This is a genomic window from Erythrobacter sp. BLCC-B19, from assembly GCF_028621955.1.
Lineage (GTDB): Bacteria > Pseudomonadota > Alphaproteobacteria > Sphingomonadales > Sphingomonadaceae > Erythrobacter.
Genome location: NZ_CP117516.1, coordinates 2432984 through 2446599, shown reverse-complemented (window position 1 = coordinate 2446599; position 13616 = coordinate 2432984). Strand labels below are relative to the sequence as shown.

Below are 13616 nucleotides of genomic sequence, written 5' to 3'. Positions count from 1 at the left end.
CCTCAGGCGTTCCCGACCACGAAACACGCCGCCGCCATCAGCGCGCCTGCCCAGCGGTTCGCGCGGAAGCGGGTGAGCGGGTTGTCCGGATCGGCGGCATCAAGCGTCGCCACCTGCCAGACGAAATGCCCCGCCACCGGCAGCAGCGCGAGGCAGGCGAGCCAGTCCTCGCGGTAGAGCCACACAGCGAGCGCCCAAAACGTGATTGCAAGCGCGTAAAACGCGCCGACGCCTGCCGTCACGCGCGATCCCATCGCCAGCGCAGAGGAACGGATGCCGACCATCGCATCATCCTCGCGGTCCTGCAGGGCGTAGATCGTGTCATAGCCGATCACCCAGCAGATCGCGCCCGCATACAGGCAGGCGAGCACCTCCCAGTTGTCCCAGCGCAGCTCAGTCCAGCCCACCAGCAGACCCCAGGTGAACACCATCCCCAGCCACGCCTGCGGCCACCAGGTGATGCGCTTCATGAAGGGATAGGCCGCAACCAGCGCAAGGCTGCCGAGCGCGATCAGCTGCGCCTGCCAGCGCAGTTGCAACAGCACGACAAGGCCGACGAGGCACAGGCTCACCAGCCAGATCCACGCCGCCTTTTTCGATACCCGCCCGCTCGCCACCGGACGCAGCGCCGTGCGCGCCACGCGGGCGTCGAGATCGGCATCGACGATGTCATTATAGACGCACCCCGCCCCGCGCATCGCGATGCTCCCCAGCAGCAGCCAGCCGAGCAGCGGCAATTGCCAGCCCGCCCCGGCAAGCCACACCCCCCACACGCAGGGCCAGAACAGCAGCCACCATCCGATCGGCCGGTCGAACCGGGCGAGCAGCGCCAGGTCGCGCGGCAGTTGCGGCAGGCGTGCGACAATCCCGCGATGTTCGCTGTCGGGGACGACCTGATCGGTCATGCCGCTGCCTCCGCCGCCGCCTCACGCGATGCCGCGCGCCACCCGAGCACCGCCAGCACCAGCATGGTCACGTTCCCCGCAAAGTCGAGCATCCCGATGCTGGTCAGCACCGGCACCTCGTAATGGAACCAGTAGTTGAAGCCGAAGAACGGCAGCAGCAGCACGGCGAAAACGGCAAAGCTGCGCGCGCTCCAGCGGGTCACCAGCGCCATCAGGCCGAACAGCACCGCCTGCGCGCCGAAGCACGCCATCGTGAAGCGGGTGAGATAGGTGCTGTCCCGATAGGCCTCGGTCACCCCAAGCGCGATCACGCTGCCCGGCGCGAATAGCGCCCAGCCGCCAAGGATCAGGAACACGGCAGCGATCAGGAATTGAGCGGTTCGCGCGGACATGACTTGCTCCCTAGCGCCGCAAGCGCTTAGTGCAAAGCCATGCCCGCCACCCCCGCCTGGCCCCCCAAAAGCGCCCCGCGCCTGTTCGTCGCCGATCCGCTCGCGGCAGGGGCGAGCGTGCGGATCGAGGGCAATCCCGCGCACTACCTCGCCCGCGTCATGCGCGCGCAGCCCGGCGACATTGTGATCCTGTGCGATGACGTGACCGGCGAATGGGCCGCGCGGGTCGCCGACGTCGGCAAGCGCGATGTGGTGCTGGAGGTGGCCGAGTTGCTCCGCCCGCGCGAGGCCGTGCCCGACCTGTGGCTGTGCCCCGCGCTTTTGAAGAAGGATCGCTTCGACCTTGTGCTGGAGAAGGCGACCGAACTCGGCGCGGCGCGCATCCAGCCGCTCGTCACCCGGCGGTGCGTGGCCGACAAGCTCAACCTCGACCGCGCCCGCGCCATCACCACCGAAGCTGCCGAGCAATGCGCCCGCACCGCGCTGCCCCAACTGGCTGATCCGGTGAAACTCGATGCGCTGCTGGGCGATTGGCCGGAAGGCCGCGTCCTGTTCTTCGCGGACGAGAATGGCGGCGAGCCTGCCGCCGCCGCCTTTGCCGGACATTCCGGCCCTGCCGCCATCCTCACCGGCCCCGAAGGCGGCTTTGACGAGGCCGAGCGCGCCGCGATCCGCGCGCATCCTGCCGCACGCCCCATCACCCTCGGCCCGCGCATCCTGCGCGGCGAGACGGCCGCACTCGCCGCCCTGTCGCTGTGGATGGGCACCGCGGGCGACTGGTAACGATCGCGCGGCGCATTCGCGATTTTGCAAGACAAACGGCCTTCCCTTGCGCAAAGGCGAATTTGCCTTCCCACCGGCAAATCAGTTTTCTAAAGCAACCGGCCAAAGAGGGCCACTTCGATGAGCACACGCGAAGCTTCCACTGCCGACGATCCGGTGATCGAAGGCTTCGACCAGCTGGTCGCCCCCATGATCGGCGGCGAAAAGCCGCCCGAGCGCTGGCGCATCGGCACCGAGCACGAAAAGCTGGTCTACAAGCATTCCGATCACCGCGCGCCTTCCTATGATGAGCCCTGCGGTATTCGTGACCTGCTGAAAGGGCTGGAAAAATTCGACTGGGCACCGGTCGAGGAAGGCGGCAACGTCATTGCGTTGAAGGGCGCGGACGGGGCGATCAGCCTTGAACCGGCGGGCCAGCTGGAACTGTCGGGCGCACCGCTCGAAAACCTCCACCAGACCTGCGCGGAAACCGGGCGGCACCTGGCGCAAGTCAAGGAAATCGGCGAGAAATGCGGGGTCGGCTATCTCGGCCTCGGGATGTGGCCCGACAAGACCCGTGAAGCGCTGCCGATCATGCCCAAGGGGCGCTATGACATCATGCTGCGCCACATGCCGCGGGTTGGCAGCATGGGCCTCGACATGATGCTGCGCACCTGCACCATTCAGGTGAACCTCGACTACCAGAGCGAGGCCGACATGGTGCAGAAGTTCCGCACCAGCCTCGCCCTCCAACCGCTCGCGACCGCGCTCTTCGCCAATTCGCCCTTCACCGAAGGCAAGCCCAACGGTTTCCTCTCCTACCGCTCGCACATCTGGTCGGACACCGATCCGGCGCGCACTGGGATGCTGCCCTTCGTCTTCGAGGACGGCTTCGGCTATGCGCGCTGGGCCGAATATATGCTTGATGTGCCGATGTATTTCGTCTTCCGCGACGGGAAATATATCGACGCGGCGGGGCTCTCGTTCCGCGATTTCCTCGAGGGCAAGCTCTCCGTGCTGCCCGGCGAGCGCCCGACCCAGAGCGACTGGTGGGACCACCTCTCGACCGCCTTCCCCGAAGTGCGCCTCAAGAGCTTCCTCGAAATGCGCGGGGCCGACGGTGGCCCGTGGAGCCGCATCTGCGCGCTGCCTGCCTTCTGGGTCGGATTGCTCTACGATCAGGGCGCGCTCGATGCGGCGTGGGATCTGGTCAAGGGCTGGTCGATGGAAGAGCGCGAGCGGCTCAGAAACGAAGTCCCCCGCCTGGCGCTCGCCACGAAATCGCCCGATGGCGGCACCTTGCAGGATCTGGGGCGCGAAGTGCTGAAGATCGCCCATGCCGGGCTGAAGGCGCGCGCGCGGCTCAATGCGGCAGGCGACAACGAGACCGGCTATCTCGAAACCCTCGACGAGATCGTCGCCAGCGGCAAGGTGCCCGCCCAGCGCCTGCTCGACGCCTATCATGGCGAGTGGAACGGCGACATCACCCGCGTTTATGAACAGGCCTTCTGAGGAGAGCCAAGATGCTGATCGTACTCGCAAAAGCCAAGGTTAGTGCAGACGCGCTCGCGGCAGCCAAGCCCGCCATCGCCGCCATGGTGGCCGCCTCCAATGCCGAGGAAGGCTGCATCGCCTATGCCTTCACGCAGGATCTCGGCGATCCCACGATCATCCACATCGTCGAGAAGTGGGTCGATGATGCCGCACTCGCGGCGCACTTTGCCACCCCGCACATGGCGGCCTTCGGCGCGGCGATTGCCGCGCTCGATTTTCAGGTCATCGAAGCGGTCAAGTTTGCCGCCGATGATGGGGCGCCGGTGATGTAATCCTATTCGGCGGGGAAGGCGTGCGGCTGATTGGCCTGCGCCGCTCCGCTGCCGCCGGTCACCATCTGCTTCAGCCGCACCAGCGGCGCGGTGATCAGTCCGTGGTGTTCCATCCAGGCGTGATACTCGCGATACTTCGCATCCTCGGCGAGCAGATGCGCCTCCTCCGTCCGCGCGCGCCAGTAATAGAGGGCGTTCACCGCGAGCAGGAACACGCTGTTGCGCACCCCTTCGACCACCGAACCATCGGCAACGAGGAAGGGTAGCACGCTCGCCCACCAGAACAGGTTCTTCGACAGATAGGCCGGGTGGCGGGTGAAGCGATACGGCCCGTGGGTCAGCACGCCGCGATAGGTGAGGTTCGAAAAGCGGATGCCGAACACCACCGTCGCCCAGGCGTAGACGCCTGTCAGGAATACCAGAATGGCACCCCAGCCCCACAGCAAGGCGTCCTGCCCGGCAAACCAGTGCGCCCAGCCCGGCGTGCCGGTCTCGTAACTCAGCACCTGATTGTCAGGCCCGATGATCCCCCACACGAAGGGCGGATAGCACAGCAGCGCGGCGAGCCAGCCTGCAAGGAACGGGTTGCCCGACCGGATGTGCGAGTCGAGCGGACGCAGGGTCAAAAGATAGCCCACCGTGCCGATCTGCACGTCGATCACGAACAGCAGCGTCACCAGCAGCATCACGAATTCGACAGGCCGGGCAACGAGTTGCGCCGGATCGGCCTCGACCACCTGGGCAAAACCGGGCGGCAGAATCGAGATCATGAAGGCGCCGAAAAAGCCCTTGATGATCCATGCCCGCCAGTGCTTGGCGAGCGCGGCACGATCCCACTGGTCACGCCCGATCACCCCGCCGCCGAGGACGAAGGCGCCGAACTGGTAGCACCCGTCGCGTGGCTCGACCAGATAGCGGTCTAGCCAGATTACATAGGGAACCGAAAGGGTTACGAGCGGCAGGATGGCGATGCTCAGCACCTCCATCGCAAACAGGTAGTTGCCTGACCAATACCACCGCGCCAGCGCATAGAACGCCGCCAGCAGCGCCCAGGTCGCCCACAGCCCGACCAGCTTGACCACCGCCACCGGCATCACCTCGGGCAGGGGACGCTTCAGCGACCAGTCGATCCCGGTCGAGGGGCGCAGGTGCACCTTGTCGACCAGCACCGACCACAGGGCCATCGGCACGGCGGTGAAGAGCATCGCCGCCAGCGCCGCGTATGGCCCTGACAAGACGCCTCTTTCTCCGGAGAACACCCCGGTGAAGCGGAACACGCCGGCGATCTCGGGATAGGAGCGGCAGAAGGCGATCCACAGCATCAGACCGGCCAGCCCGACAAGGCCAACGCCGGTCGAAACGTCACTGACCGGAGGGGCAGCACGCAGGGTTGGATCGGGAAAGGCAGGCGCAGTCATGGCCGCCCTGCCCTACACACAAAGGGTTAACAGCCCGGCAAAGTCCGCGCAAAACCCGACACAGGATGCCAGAAACGGCAATGGCCCGCCCGGATCACGGCACCGCGGGGCGAAAGGCCGCGATGGCCCGGCGCCCCGGTCGGAACCTACTTCCAGGCGTGGATCGTGCCGGCATCGTCCAACAGGTAGAGCATCCCGTCCGCCACCACCGGCGCAAGGCTGACCGGCGCGCCGACATCGGCGAACAGCGTGGCCGACCCCTCGCCCGCGCTGACCTTCCACACCTCGCCGCGCGAGCTGGCGACCCACAGCTGGCCGCCTGCCAGCACCGGGCCGGTCCAGAAGATCGGGCCTTCCTTGTCCTTCTCGTCCTTGTAGCGCTGCAATTGGGCAATCCAGCGCACCCGGCCCGAGGAACGGGCGATGGCGAGCAGGCGTGCGTCATCGGTGAGGGTGAAGATCCACTCGCCCGCGATGGCGGGGGTGGAGATGCCTGCGAGGTTCAATTCCCAGATGCGCTGGCCGGTGACCAGTTCATAGGCCGCCATGCGCCCGCCCTGCCCGAGCGCGTAGACCCGGCCCGAATCGATGATCGGATCGGCGTCGATGTCGGTGATGGTGCCGACCGTGGTCGAGATATTGGTGCGCGCCAGCGCGTCCGACCACAGAGTGCGGCCATTCTCGTAACGATAGGCCGACAGCTCGCCGCTCGAATAGCCAGCGACGATCGAGCCCTGCCCGGCCGCAGGTGCGGCAACCCCGAACACGCCCGACTGGGTGTTCGATCCGCTCTCATCCCACACGAGCGAGCCATCCTTGGTGCTGAGCGAGATGATCTGGTTGTCCTGCGTCATCACATAGAGCTGGCCAAAGGCGATGGTCGGCGATCCGCGCAAGGGGCCGGAGGGCTTGACCTTCCAGATCACCTCGCCGGTGTCGGCATTGACCGCCTTGACCTCGCCCACGCCGTTGGTGGCATAGACGATGCCCGCCTCATAGCTGACCCCGCCGCCGAACGCCGAGGGCGCCTGGTCCTTGGTCATGTCGCCATCGCCAAGCGACCACAGGCGCGCGCCGGTGGCCTTGTCGAAGGCGACGATCACGCCGTCGGTCCCCTCGGCAAACAGCTTGCCGCCGCCCACCACCGGCGATGCGGCAAGGCGCATCCGGTTGCTGGAACCGGCGACCTTGGCGGTCCACGCCTTGGTAGGGTTTTCCGACAGGGTCAGGTGGCCATAGGACTTGCTCGCCGAACCACCGGCCTGCCCCCATTCGGGGTTGGTGCGCTGCGGCGGCAGGACGACGCTGATCCCGGCGAGCGCAGGATCGACTTCGGCCCCGCTCTCGATCCGCGACAGGATCGGCATACGGTTGCCCACGGTGGGCGTGGTCTTTTCATCCCCGCCGCCGAACAGCCCGCCCTTGCAACCGGTCAGCCCGGCCGCGAACACGCCTGCCAGCAAGGCGGCGCGTGCAATCTTGATACCCGTCATTCGCGTCCGTTCCATCCCTCTCGTCCTATTCGGCCGCGGCATCGCTGCCGCCTTCTGCCCCGGACGTCTTGACCCCCTGGTCCTTGAGCAGCTTGTCGACATCGACCACCGCATCGACCCCCATCAGCCCGGCCATCTGGCGCGCGCGGCTGCGCAGGGTTTCGGGCAGGTCTTCCTGCTGGGCGATATCGGCGAAAATCTTGCCTGCCGCGGCGCGGTTGCCGGCCTCGACATGGGCCATGGCGACCAGCTCTCCAGCCGATCCGAAATAGGGGTTGCCGGGCTTGGCGAGCGGGCCGAGCTGAGCGATCACGTCCGCCGGCTTCATCGCATCGAAATTGAGGCTGACATCACGGATCTTGGCCAGATCGCGCAGCGCCGGGGGCGCATCGGCATCATTGGCGACCTGCTTGTAGAGCCCGCTTGCCGCCTGGGTGTTGCCCTCGGCCAGCGCGGCGCTCGCCTGAATGAACCGCGCTGCCGCGCGAGCGGCCGGGGTGGAATCATCGCCGAGCAGCGGGGTGACCTTCTGCGAGGCGGTCTTGAAATCACGCTGGCGCGCATAGTCGAGCGCCGAGACCAGCGTTTCGGACTGGGTTTCGAGCGACTTTTCCGCGTAGTGATCCCAGATCAGCCAGCCGCCCAGCGCGGCAAGCCCGGCCAGGATCACGCCCAGCACCTTCATCCCGTGAACGCGCAGGAAGGTCAGCAGCGCATCTTCGCGCACTGCCTCGTCGATCTCGCGGATCAGCACCTCGTCTTCGGGATTGATCGACGGGTTGGGTGTTGTGGGCGTGCGCGCCATGGGTGTCGTCTCGTCCTCGTATCAGTCAGGCACCGCGCGCAGGCGGTGGGGCGTTGCGCGCTCTTTAGGCAGGTGTGCCCTGCCGCGCAATGGCACCTTGCGCGGGCCAAGGGGAATGCGCGAGGGCAATTGAACGGGGGATGAAGCGCATTTGCGCAGATTGGCAGGTATCAGAAGACCCGCCCCATCGCCTGCGCGTAAACCGCCTCGTAAGCGGCGCGCATCGCGGCGATATCGAACTGCGCCGCAGCGCGGGCGGCGTTGGCGGCGCCGAGCCGTGCACGCAGGGCGGGGTCAGCGGCCAGCGTGGCGAGCGCCGCAGCGAGCGCGGGCACATCGCCTGCCGGGGTGACAGAGGCGCGGTTTTCCTCGGCAAGGATCATGCGGACATCGCCGACATCGGGCGCAGCCACCGGCAACCCGGCTGCCATCGCCTCGACCACTGAAAGCGGGAACTGCTCGGAGGCGGATGAGAGCGCGAAAATGTCGAACAGGCCGACCACGCGGGCCGGATCGACCGCGCCGGGCAGATGGACGCGCCCGGCGATCCCATGGGCCTCGGCAGCGGCGAGGATCGCAGGCCGCTCTGGCCCCTCGCCGCAGATTACAAGGTGCCAGTTGTGCGGCAGCGCGGCGCAGGCGGCGACCAGATCGGGCAGGCGCTTGACGGGGCGCAATCCGGCGAGCGTGCCGACCCAATGCTCGCCCTCGCGCTTGGCGATGGGGAGCGCCCCCGCGTCAGGCGGCGCGGCAAAGGCGGCGGTGTCGATGCCGTTGGCGATGCGGTGCAGGCGCGCAAGGGGCTGGTGCCAGACGTCGCGGGCGATCGCCTCCAGCCCGGTGGAGGGCACGATCAGCGCCGCCGCTCCGGTCAAGGCGGCGCGGCGGTAGAGGTTGCGCAGCGGGTTCAGCCGTTCGGCCTCGTCTTCGTTGAAGCCGTCCTCGTGGTGGATCAGCGGCGGCAGGCCGAAGCTCTGGGCGAACAGGCGGTGCGCCATCACCACATCCATCGCGCCCCAGTTGTAGGTGCAGATGAGGTTATAGCCGGCCAGCGCCCGCGCCAGCGCGGCGAGCCGTCCGGGGGTGGGCCTGCCCTTCAGCGAGGGGAAATCCGCCGGGTAGCACACCGGCACGCCCGGCTCGATCAGCGCGGCGGCGGCCATGGCCTCCGGCTCGGCGGAGATGACGGTATGGTGGAGCCGCCCGCCCCAGCCGTTCATCAGCCGGGCGCAGCGCACCTCCTTGCCCCCGGCACTGAAGGTCGAATGGCAGTGGAGGATGCGGGGCACCGCAAGCCCCGCAATCTGGCTCACTCCGCCGCGTCCAGCAGCGCGGCGATGGCGGCGCGCACCTCGGGCTCGTCGAGCGTGGGCGCATGGCCCACCCGCGGCACGGTGATCGCGCGCATCGCCGGGTTGCGCAGCCCCATCTGCTTGACCGTGTCCTCGCTCAACAGGTCGGACAGCCCGCCGCGCACCAGCAGCATCGGCACGCCGCTGAGCGCCTCGAAGGCGAGCCACAGGTTGGGCGGCGCGGCGTTGCCGGGCTTGGCGAAGGGCTCGGCGATGGCCATGTCATAGTCGAACACGATCCGCCCGTTCTGGCTCACCACCATCGTGCGCTTGGCCATCTCGAGCCACTGGTCGAGGTCATAATCGGGGAAGGCTGCGCCATGCGCCTCGGCCAGCCCGCGGGCAGCATGAACCCAGGTGGGATAGGAGCGGCCCTGCCCGACATAGCCCGAAATGCGCTGCAAGCCGGCCGCGTCGACTTCGGGGCCGATGTCGTTCATCACCACCGCGCTCATCCGGCCCGGCTGTCCGGCGGCCATCAGCATCGTCATCAGACCGCCCATCGAGGTGCCGACCACGGCAAAGCGGCTGATGCCCTCCTCGGCGAGCAGCTTTTCCACGTCGCCCACATAGGTGATCGGCGAGTAGGTGTCCGAATCCGGCGCGTAGTCACTCATCCCCCGCCCGCGCATCTCGGTGACGATCACGCGGCGCGTCGCGCTCAACTCCTCGGCCAGCGCGGCAAAATCGCGGGCGTTGCGGGTGAGGCCGTGCATACACAGCACCGGCAGCTTGGCGGCACCCTCGCCGCCTGCCTGGGGGCCGGGGTAATTGCGATAATGCAGGTTCAATCCATCGCTGCTGGTCCAGTAGCGGTCTTCGTAGGTGGCGGCCATGGACGGCGTAATTCCCTCTGATCCAAGTGGCACGGCTTGCAGGGCCGCGCGCTTGCCCCCACTATCGCGGGATGATCGAGCCTGCGCAACCCGCCGAATGTGATGTCCCCTATCGCCCCGACCCGGCGATCCTGCCGCTGTCCGAATGGCTGGGCGACATGGTCGAGGCGGCCGACTTCCCCGAAACCCGGTTGCGCTGGCGCAACGACAAGGCCGCGGCCAGCATTGGGCTGGCGGGCCTTTCTGACGAGGCGTGGACGCAGCATTTCGGGCGTTTCCAGCCGCTCGACGGCAATATCCCCCAGCCGCTGGCGCTGCGTTATCACGGGCACCAGTTCCGGGTGTACAACCCCGAAATCGGCGACGGGCGCGGGTTCCTGTTTGCACAGATGCGCGGGGCCGATGGGCGGCTGATGGATCTTGGCACCAAGGGATCGGGCCAGACCCCGTGGAGCCGCTCGGGCGATGGCCGGTTGACGCTGAAGGGCGCAGTGCGCGAAATCCTCGCGACCGAGATGCTGGAGGCTCTCGGCGTCAACACCTCCAAGACCTTCAGCGTGATCGAGACCGGCGAGAGCCTCTATCGCGGCGATGAACCCAGCCCCACCCGGTCAGCTGTGCTGGTGCGCCTCAGCCATTCGCACATCCGTTTCGGCACCTTCCAGCGGCTGTTGTCGCTCGAGGCGGCGGACGAGATGGAATACCTGATCGACTACTGCCTCCAGAACTTCCCCGCCCCGCCCCCGCCCGCAGACGCGCCCGACCGGGACAATCCCGCGATCCGCCTGATGCACGCCGTGACCGAACGCATGGCCGACCTTGCCGCGAGCTACATGGTCGCAGGCTTCGTCCACGGGGTGCTCAATACCGACAACATGAACATCACCGGCGAAAGCTTCGACTATGGCCCCTGGCGCTGGCTGCCGGCGTGGGAGCCGGGCTTTACCGCCGCCTATTTCGACCACGGCGGGCTCTATGCCTTCGGCCGCCAGCCCGAGGCGTTGCACTGGAACTGCGGGCAGCTGGCGGTCGCGCTGCGCCTCCATGCCGACACCGCGCCGCTGGTCGCCGCGCTCGAACGCTTCGGGCCGCTTTACATGGCCGCCGTCGCGCGGCGGTGGTGCTGGCGGCTGGGGGTACAGAGCCAGGGGCCGGAGGAGGATGCCCAGCTTATGGCCGGGTGCGAGGCGCAAATGCGCGCAGGGAGCGTCCAGCCCGATGCCTTCTTCTTCGCCCATCGCGGCGGGCGCGGCCTGCCCGAAGCCTTCCGCCATTATCAGCCCGTCGCCGATACGCACGAATACTGGGCCGACCCCGCCCCGCAGTCGATGCTGATCGACGAGGTCGAGGCGATCTGGGCCGCGATAGCCGAAAACGACGACTGGGCTCCGCTCCACGCCAAGGTCGCCGCGATCCGGCGCATGGGCGCAGCCCACGGCCCTGCACCCCTCCCCTGGGGCCATGCCTCGGTTTCAGACCCATAGAGCACTTCCCCCCCTATCTTTTGCGGGCGTGCCGCGATAGGGCCGGGAAAGATTGCGGGGGCAAGAATAACAGACAGGTAAGGGCACGATGACAGGCGGCGTGACCGATCAGGTGCTGATCTCGATCGAACCGGCGAGCGGCGAGGAGCTGTGGCGCGGGCCGATCAGCGATGTCGATGCGGCGGTCTCTGCTGCGCGCGGCGCATGGGCGGGCTGGGCCGCGCTGCCGCTCACCACCCGGATCGAAACCATGCGCGCCTTTGCCAACACGGTGCGCCGCGATGCCGAAGCCCTCGCTGAACTGATCGCGCGCGAGGCGGGCAAGCCCCTGTGGGAAGCCCGCACCGAAGTCGACGCGGTGGTGAACAAGGTCGACATTTCGGTGCAGGCCTTTGCCGAACGCACCGGCAAGAAGAAGCTCGATGCCGGGCTGAATGCGAGCGCCGCCCTGCGCCACAAGCCGCATGGGGTGATGGCGGTGCTCGGCCCCTACAACTTCCCCGCGCACCTGCCCAACGGCCATATCGTGCCTGCGCTGATCGCGGGCAACGCGGTGGTGTTCAAGCCTTCGGAAAAGACCCCGGCGGTGGGCGAGGCGCTGGTCGCCGCCTTCCACCGTGCTGGCGTGCCCGAAGATGTGATCCAGTGCGTCATCGGCGGGCCGGAACAGGGCAAGGCGCTGGTCGCCCATCCGGGGATCGACGGCGTGCTGTTCACGGGTTCTGCGCAGGCAGGGATCGCGATCAACCGCAAGCTCGCCAGCAATCCGGGCAAGATCGTCGCGCTGGAAATGGGCGGCAACAACCCGATCGTGGTGATCGACACCCCCCGGCTTGACGACGCCGCCGCGCTGATCCTCCAGAGCGCGTTCACCAGCGCCGGACAACGCTGCACCGCCGCGCGGCGGCTGATCGTCAAGGAAAGCCTCTACGATGATCTGATGGCCACCCTGATCCCGCACGCACGCAAGCTGATGGTGGGCGATCCGCTGGGCGAACCGCAGCCCTTCATGGGCCCGGTGATCGACAACGACACCGCCGACCGCCTGATGGAAAGCTTCGTCGCGCTGCTCACCGCCGGTGGCCGCCCGCTGCTGCATATGCGCCGCACCGTTCCGGATCTGCCCTATCTCAGCCCCGGCATCATCGACGTGACCGACGTGCCCGAACGTCCCGACATCGAGCTGTTCGGCCCGCTGCTGCAAGTGATCCGCGTGCCCGATCTCGACGCCGGGATCGCCGAGGCGAACAACACCCGCTTCGGCCTCTCAGCCTCGCTGATCGGGGGCACCCCGGATGATTACGGGCGCTTCTGGGCGAATATCCGCGCCGGGATCATCAACTGGAATTCGCCCACCAACGGGGCTTCGTCCAAGGCACCCTTCGGCGGGATCGGCCTTTCGGGCAACCACCGCCCGGCGGCCTATTACGCCGCCGATTACTGCGCCTACCCGGTCGCCAGCACCGAAATGGATCAGCCGCGCGCGACGATCATGGTCGGGATGCGGCCCTAGGGCGCGCGGTAGATCAGATCCACACCGGTCAGCCCATGCAAGGCCGGGCGCGCATGGACTGTCAGCGCCTCTGCGCCCTTGCCGCGCGCCCGGATGATCGCCTCGGGCTCGTCATAGCGGGTGGCTTTCATCCCGGCGCGCCGGGCCTTGGCATAGTGATATTGCAGCACATCCTCAGGCCGCGCAGCCGTGGTGTAGCGCACGATCCGCACACCGCAGCCCGCCCCGTCTGCCCCGCCTGCCTGGCGCACCATGCCCAGCGGCGGCAGTACAGCCGGGGGCGGCAGGCTGGCGGCAAGCGCGAAATCCTCGCGCAGCCCTGCCGCACAGGTCGCAGGCGCACCGACCGCGTCGAGCAGCTCTGCCGCGCCCGCCATCGGCCCGAGCGCCTTCAACGGCGCAGCGCCCTCGGCGCGCTCGCGCGGGAGGGGCAGATCGGGGATCGGCCCATCGGCAAGCAGATCGAGCCGCAGCGCCTCACGCGCGGCGCTGGCATCGGCTCCGCTGGCGACGATCACCGGCAGGGCGTGGCTATCGGCAAAGCCCAACGCCGCATTGGCCTCGTTGCGGCTGGCAAGATCGGGGTCGCTCATCAGCGGATCGTTGAGCGCGCGGGCGATCACCGGGTCTTCCCCCACCAGCGCCGCGCGGTCAGACACCTCGCGCACGGCGTCATCGCCGCAAGCGGTCACAGCAAGGCAGATCAGGGCAAGGGCCGCCGTACGCATCGCATCGCCTTGGCACAGGATGGTTAATTTCCCCCTCGCCCGCCCCACATGAAAACGCCTCCGGATGCCGCAAGGGCGATCCGAAGGCGCTTTCCGCGAAGA

General features: G+C 67.7%; 13 protein-coding genes. 5 read left to right on the top strand and 8 right to left on the bottom strand.

The window, feature by feature from the left end:
• Positions 1 to 2 precede the first annotated feature (2 nt).
• A complete protein-coding gene (gene ubiA, locus PS060_RS11370; RefSeq protein ID WP_273983271.1) occupies positions 3 to 905 on the bottom strand; it encodes a 4-hydroxybenzoate octaprenyltransferase in 903 nt (300 codons plus the stop codon).
• Entirely contained in the window at positions 902 to 1297 is a 396-nt protein-coding gene (locus PS060_RS11365) for a hypothetical protein (RefSeq protein ID WP_273983269.1), read from the bottom strand. The genes ubiA and PS060_RS11365 overlap by 4 nt, the downstream gene beginning before the upstream one ends.
• A gap of 39 nt (positions 1298 to 1336) precedes the next feature.
• On the opposite strand from PS060_RS11365, the gene PS060_RS11360 reads away from it, so the two are divergent.
• The 3 genes from PS060_RS11360 to PS060_RS11350 all read left to right on the top strand — a co-directional run bounded on the left by PS060_RS11360 (position 1337) and on the right by PS060_RS11350 (position 3885).
• Entirely contained in the window at positions 1337 to 2080 is a 744-nt protein-coding gene (locus tag PS060_RS11360) for a 16S rRNA (uracil(1498)-N(3))-methyltransferase (RefSeq protein ID WP_273983267.1), read from the top strand.
• A 120-nt stretch (positions 2081 to 2200) separates the two neighbouring features.
• Positions 2201 to 3571 carry a glutamate--cysteine ligase gene (locus tag PS060_RS11355; protein ID WP_273983264.1) on the top strand — a complete coding sequence of 457 codons (1371 nt, stop codon included), beginning with the start codon at positions 2201 to 2203 and terminating at the stop codon, positions 3569 to 3571.
• An 11-nt stretch (positions 3572 to 3582) separates the two neighbouring features.
• Positions 3583 to 3885, top strand: a complete 303-nt coding sequence (locus PS060_RS11350) for a putative quinol monooxygenase (RefSeq protein WP_273983263.1) — start codon at positions 3583 to 3585, stop codon at positions 3883 to 3885.
• A 2-nt stretch (positions 3886 to 3887) separates the two neighbouring features.
• Here PS060_RS11350 and PS060_RS11345 read toward each other — a convergent pair whose 3' ends face one another.
• The 5 genes from PS060_RS11345 to PS060_RS11325 form a co-directional block, all read right to left on the bottom strand.
• A complete protein-coding gene (locus PS060_RS11345) occupies positions 3888 to 5303 on the bottom strand; it encodes a methyltransferase family protein (protein ID WP_273983261.1) in 1416 nt (471 codons plus the stop codon).
• A 146-nt stretch (positions 5304 to 5449) separates the two neighbouring features.
• Positions 5450 to 6796: a PQQ-like beta-propeller repeat protein gene (locus PS060_RS11340; protein WP_273983260.1), complete on the bottom strand. Its 1347-nt coding sequence runs from the start codon at positions 6794 to 6796 to the stop codon at positions 5450 to 5452.
• A 25-nt stretch (positions 6797 to 6821) separates the two neighbouring features.
• Complete coding sequence (locus PS060_RS11335) at positions 6822 to 7601, bottom strand: tetratricopeptide repeat protein (protein ID WP_273983258.1); 780 nt, start codon at positions 7599 to 7601, stop codon at positions 6822 to 6824.
• A 170-nt stretch (positions 7602 to 7771) separates the two neighbouring features.
• A complete protein-coding gene (locus PS060_RS11330; protein WP_443112420.1) occupies positions 7772 to 8905 on the bottom strand; it encodes a glycosyltransferase in 1134 nt (377 codons plus the stop codon).
• Positions 8906 to 8910: 5 nt separating this feature from the next.
• A complete protein-coding gene (locus PS060_RS11325; RefSeq protein ID WP_273983256.1) occupies positions 8911 to 9789 on the bottom strand; it encodes an alpha/beta fold hydrolase in 879 nt (292 codons plus the stop codon).
• A 71-nt stretch (positions 9790 to 9860) separates the two neighbouring features.
• Here PS060_RS11325 and PS060_RS11320 point away from each other — a divergent pair, with 71 nt between their 5' ends.
• Entirely contained in the window at positions 9861 to 11273 is a 1413-nt protein-coding gene (locus PS060_RS11320) for a protein adenylyltransferase SelO family protein (protein ID WP_273983255.1), read from the top strand.
• 88 nt (positions 11274 to 11361) lie between these two features.
• Entirely contained in the window at positions 11362 to 12786 is a 1425-nt protein-coding gene (astD, locus tag PS060_RS11315; protein ID WP_273983254.1) for a succinylglutamate-semialdehyde dehydrogenase, read from the top strand.
• Here the strand turns inward: astD and PS060_RS11310 are convergent.
• Entirely contained in the window at positions 12783 to 13514 is a 732-nt protein-coding gene (locus PS060_RS11310; RefSeq protein WP_273983253.1) for a hypothetical protein, read from the bottom strand. The genes astD and PS060_RS11310 overlap by 4 nt on opposite strands.
• Between the last annotated feature and the right edge of the window lie 102 nt (positions 13515 to 13616).

Coding starts and splice junctions, on each gene's coding strand:
- ubiA (WP_273983271.1), bottom strand. CDS start 905: ATGACCGATCAGGTCGTCCCCGACAGCGAACATCGCGGGATTGTCGCA.
- PS060_RS11365 (WP_273983269.1), bottom strand. CDS start 1,297: ATGTCCGCGCGAACCGCTCAATTCCTGATCGCTGCCGTGTTCCTGATC.
- PS060_RS11360 (WP_273983267.1), top strand. CDS start 1,337: ATGCCCGCCACCCCCGCCTGGCCCCCCAAAAGCGCCCCGCGCCTGTTC.
- PS060_RS11355 (WP_273983264.1), top strand. CDS start 2,201: ATGAGCACACGCGAAGCTTCCACTGCCGACGATCCGGTGATCGAAGGC.
- PS060_RS11350 (WP_273983263.1), top strand. CDS start 3,583: ATGCTGATCGTACTCGCAAAAGCCAAGGTTAGTGCAGACGCGCTCGCG.
- PS060_RS11345 (WP_273983261.1), bottom strand. CDS start 5,303: ATGACTGCGCCTGCCTTTCCCGATCCAACCCTGCGTGCTGCCCCTCCG.
- PS060_RS11340 (WP_273983260.1), bottom strand. CDS start 6,796: ATGACGGGTATCAAGATTGCACGCGCCGCCTTGCTGGCAGGCGTGTTC.
- PS060_RS11335 (WP_273983258.1), bottom strand. CDS start 7,601: ATGGCGCGCACGCCCACAACACCCAACCCGTCGATCAATCCCGAAGAC.
- PS060_RS11325 (WP_273983256.1), bottom strand. CDS start 9,789: ATGGCCGCCACCTACGAAGACCGCTACTGGACCAGCAGCGATGGATTG.
- PS060_RS11320 (WP_273983255.1), top strand. CDS start 9,861: ATGATCGAGCCTGCGCAACCCGCCGAATGTGATGTCCCCTATCGCCCC.
- astD (WP_273983254.1), top strand. CDS start 11,362: ATGACAGGCGGCGTGACCGATCAGGTGCTGATCTCGATCGAACCGGCG.
- PS060_RS11310 (WP_273983253.1), bottom strand. CDS start 13,514: ATGCGTACGGCGGCCCTTGCCCTGATCTGCCTTGCTGTGACCGCTTGC.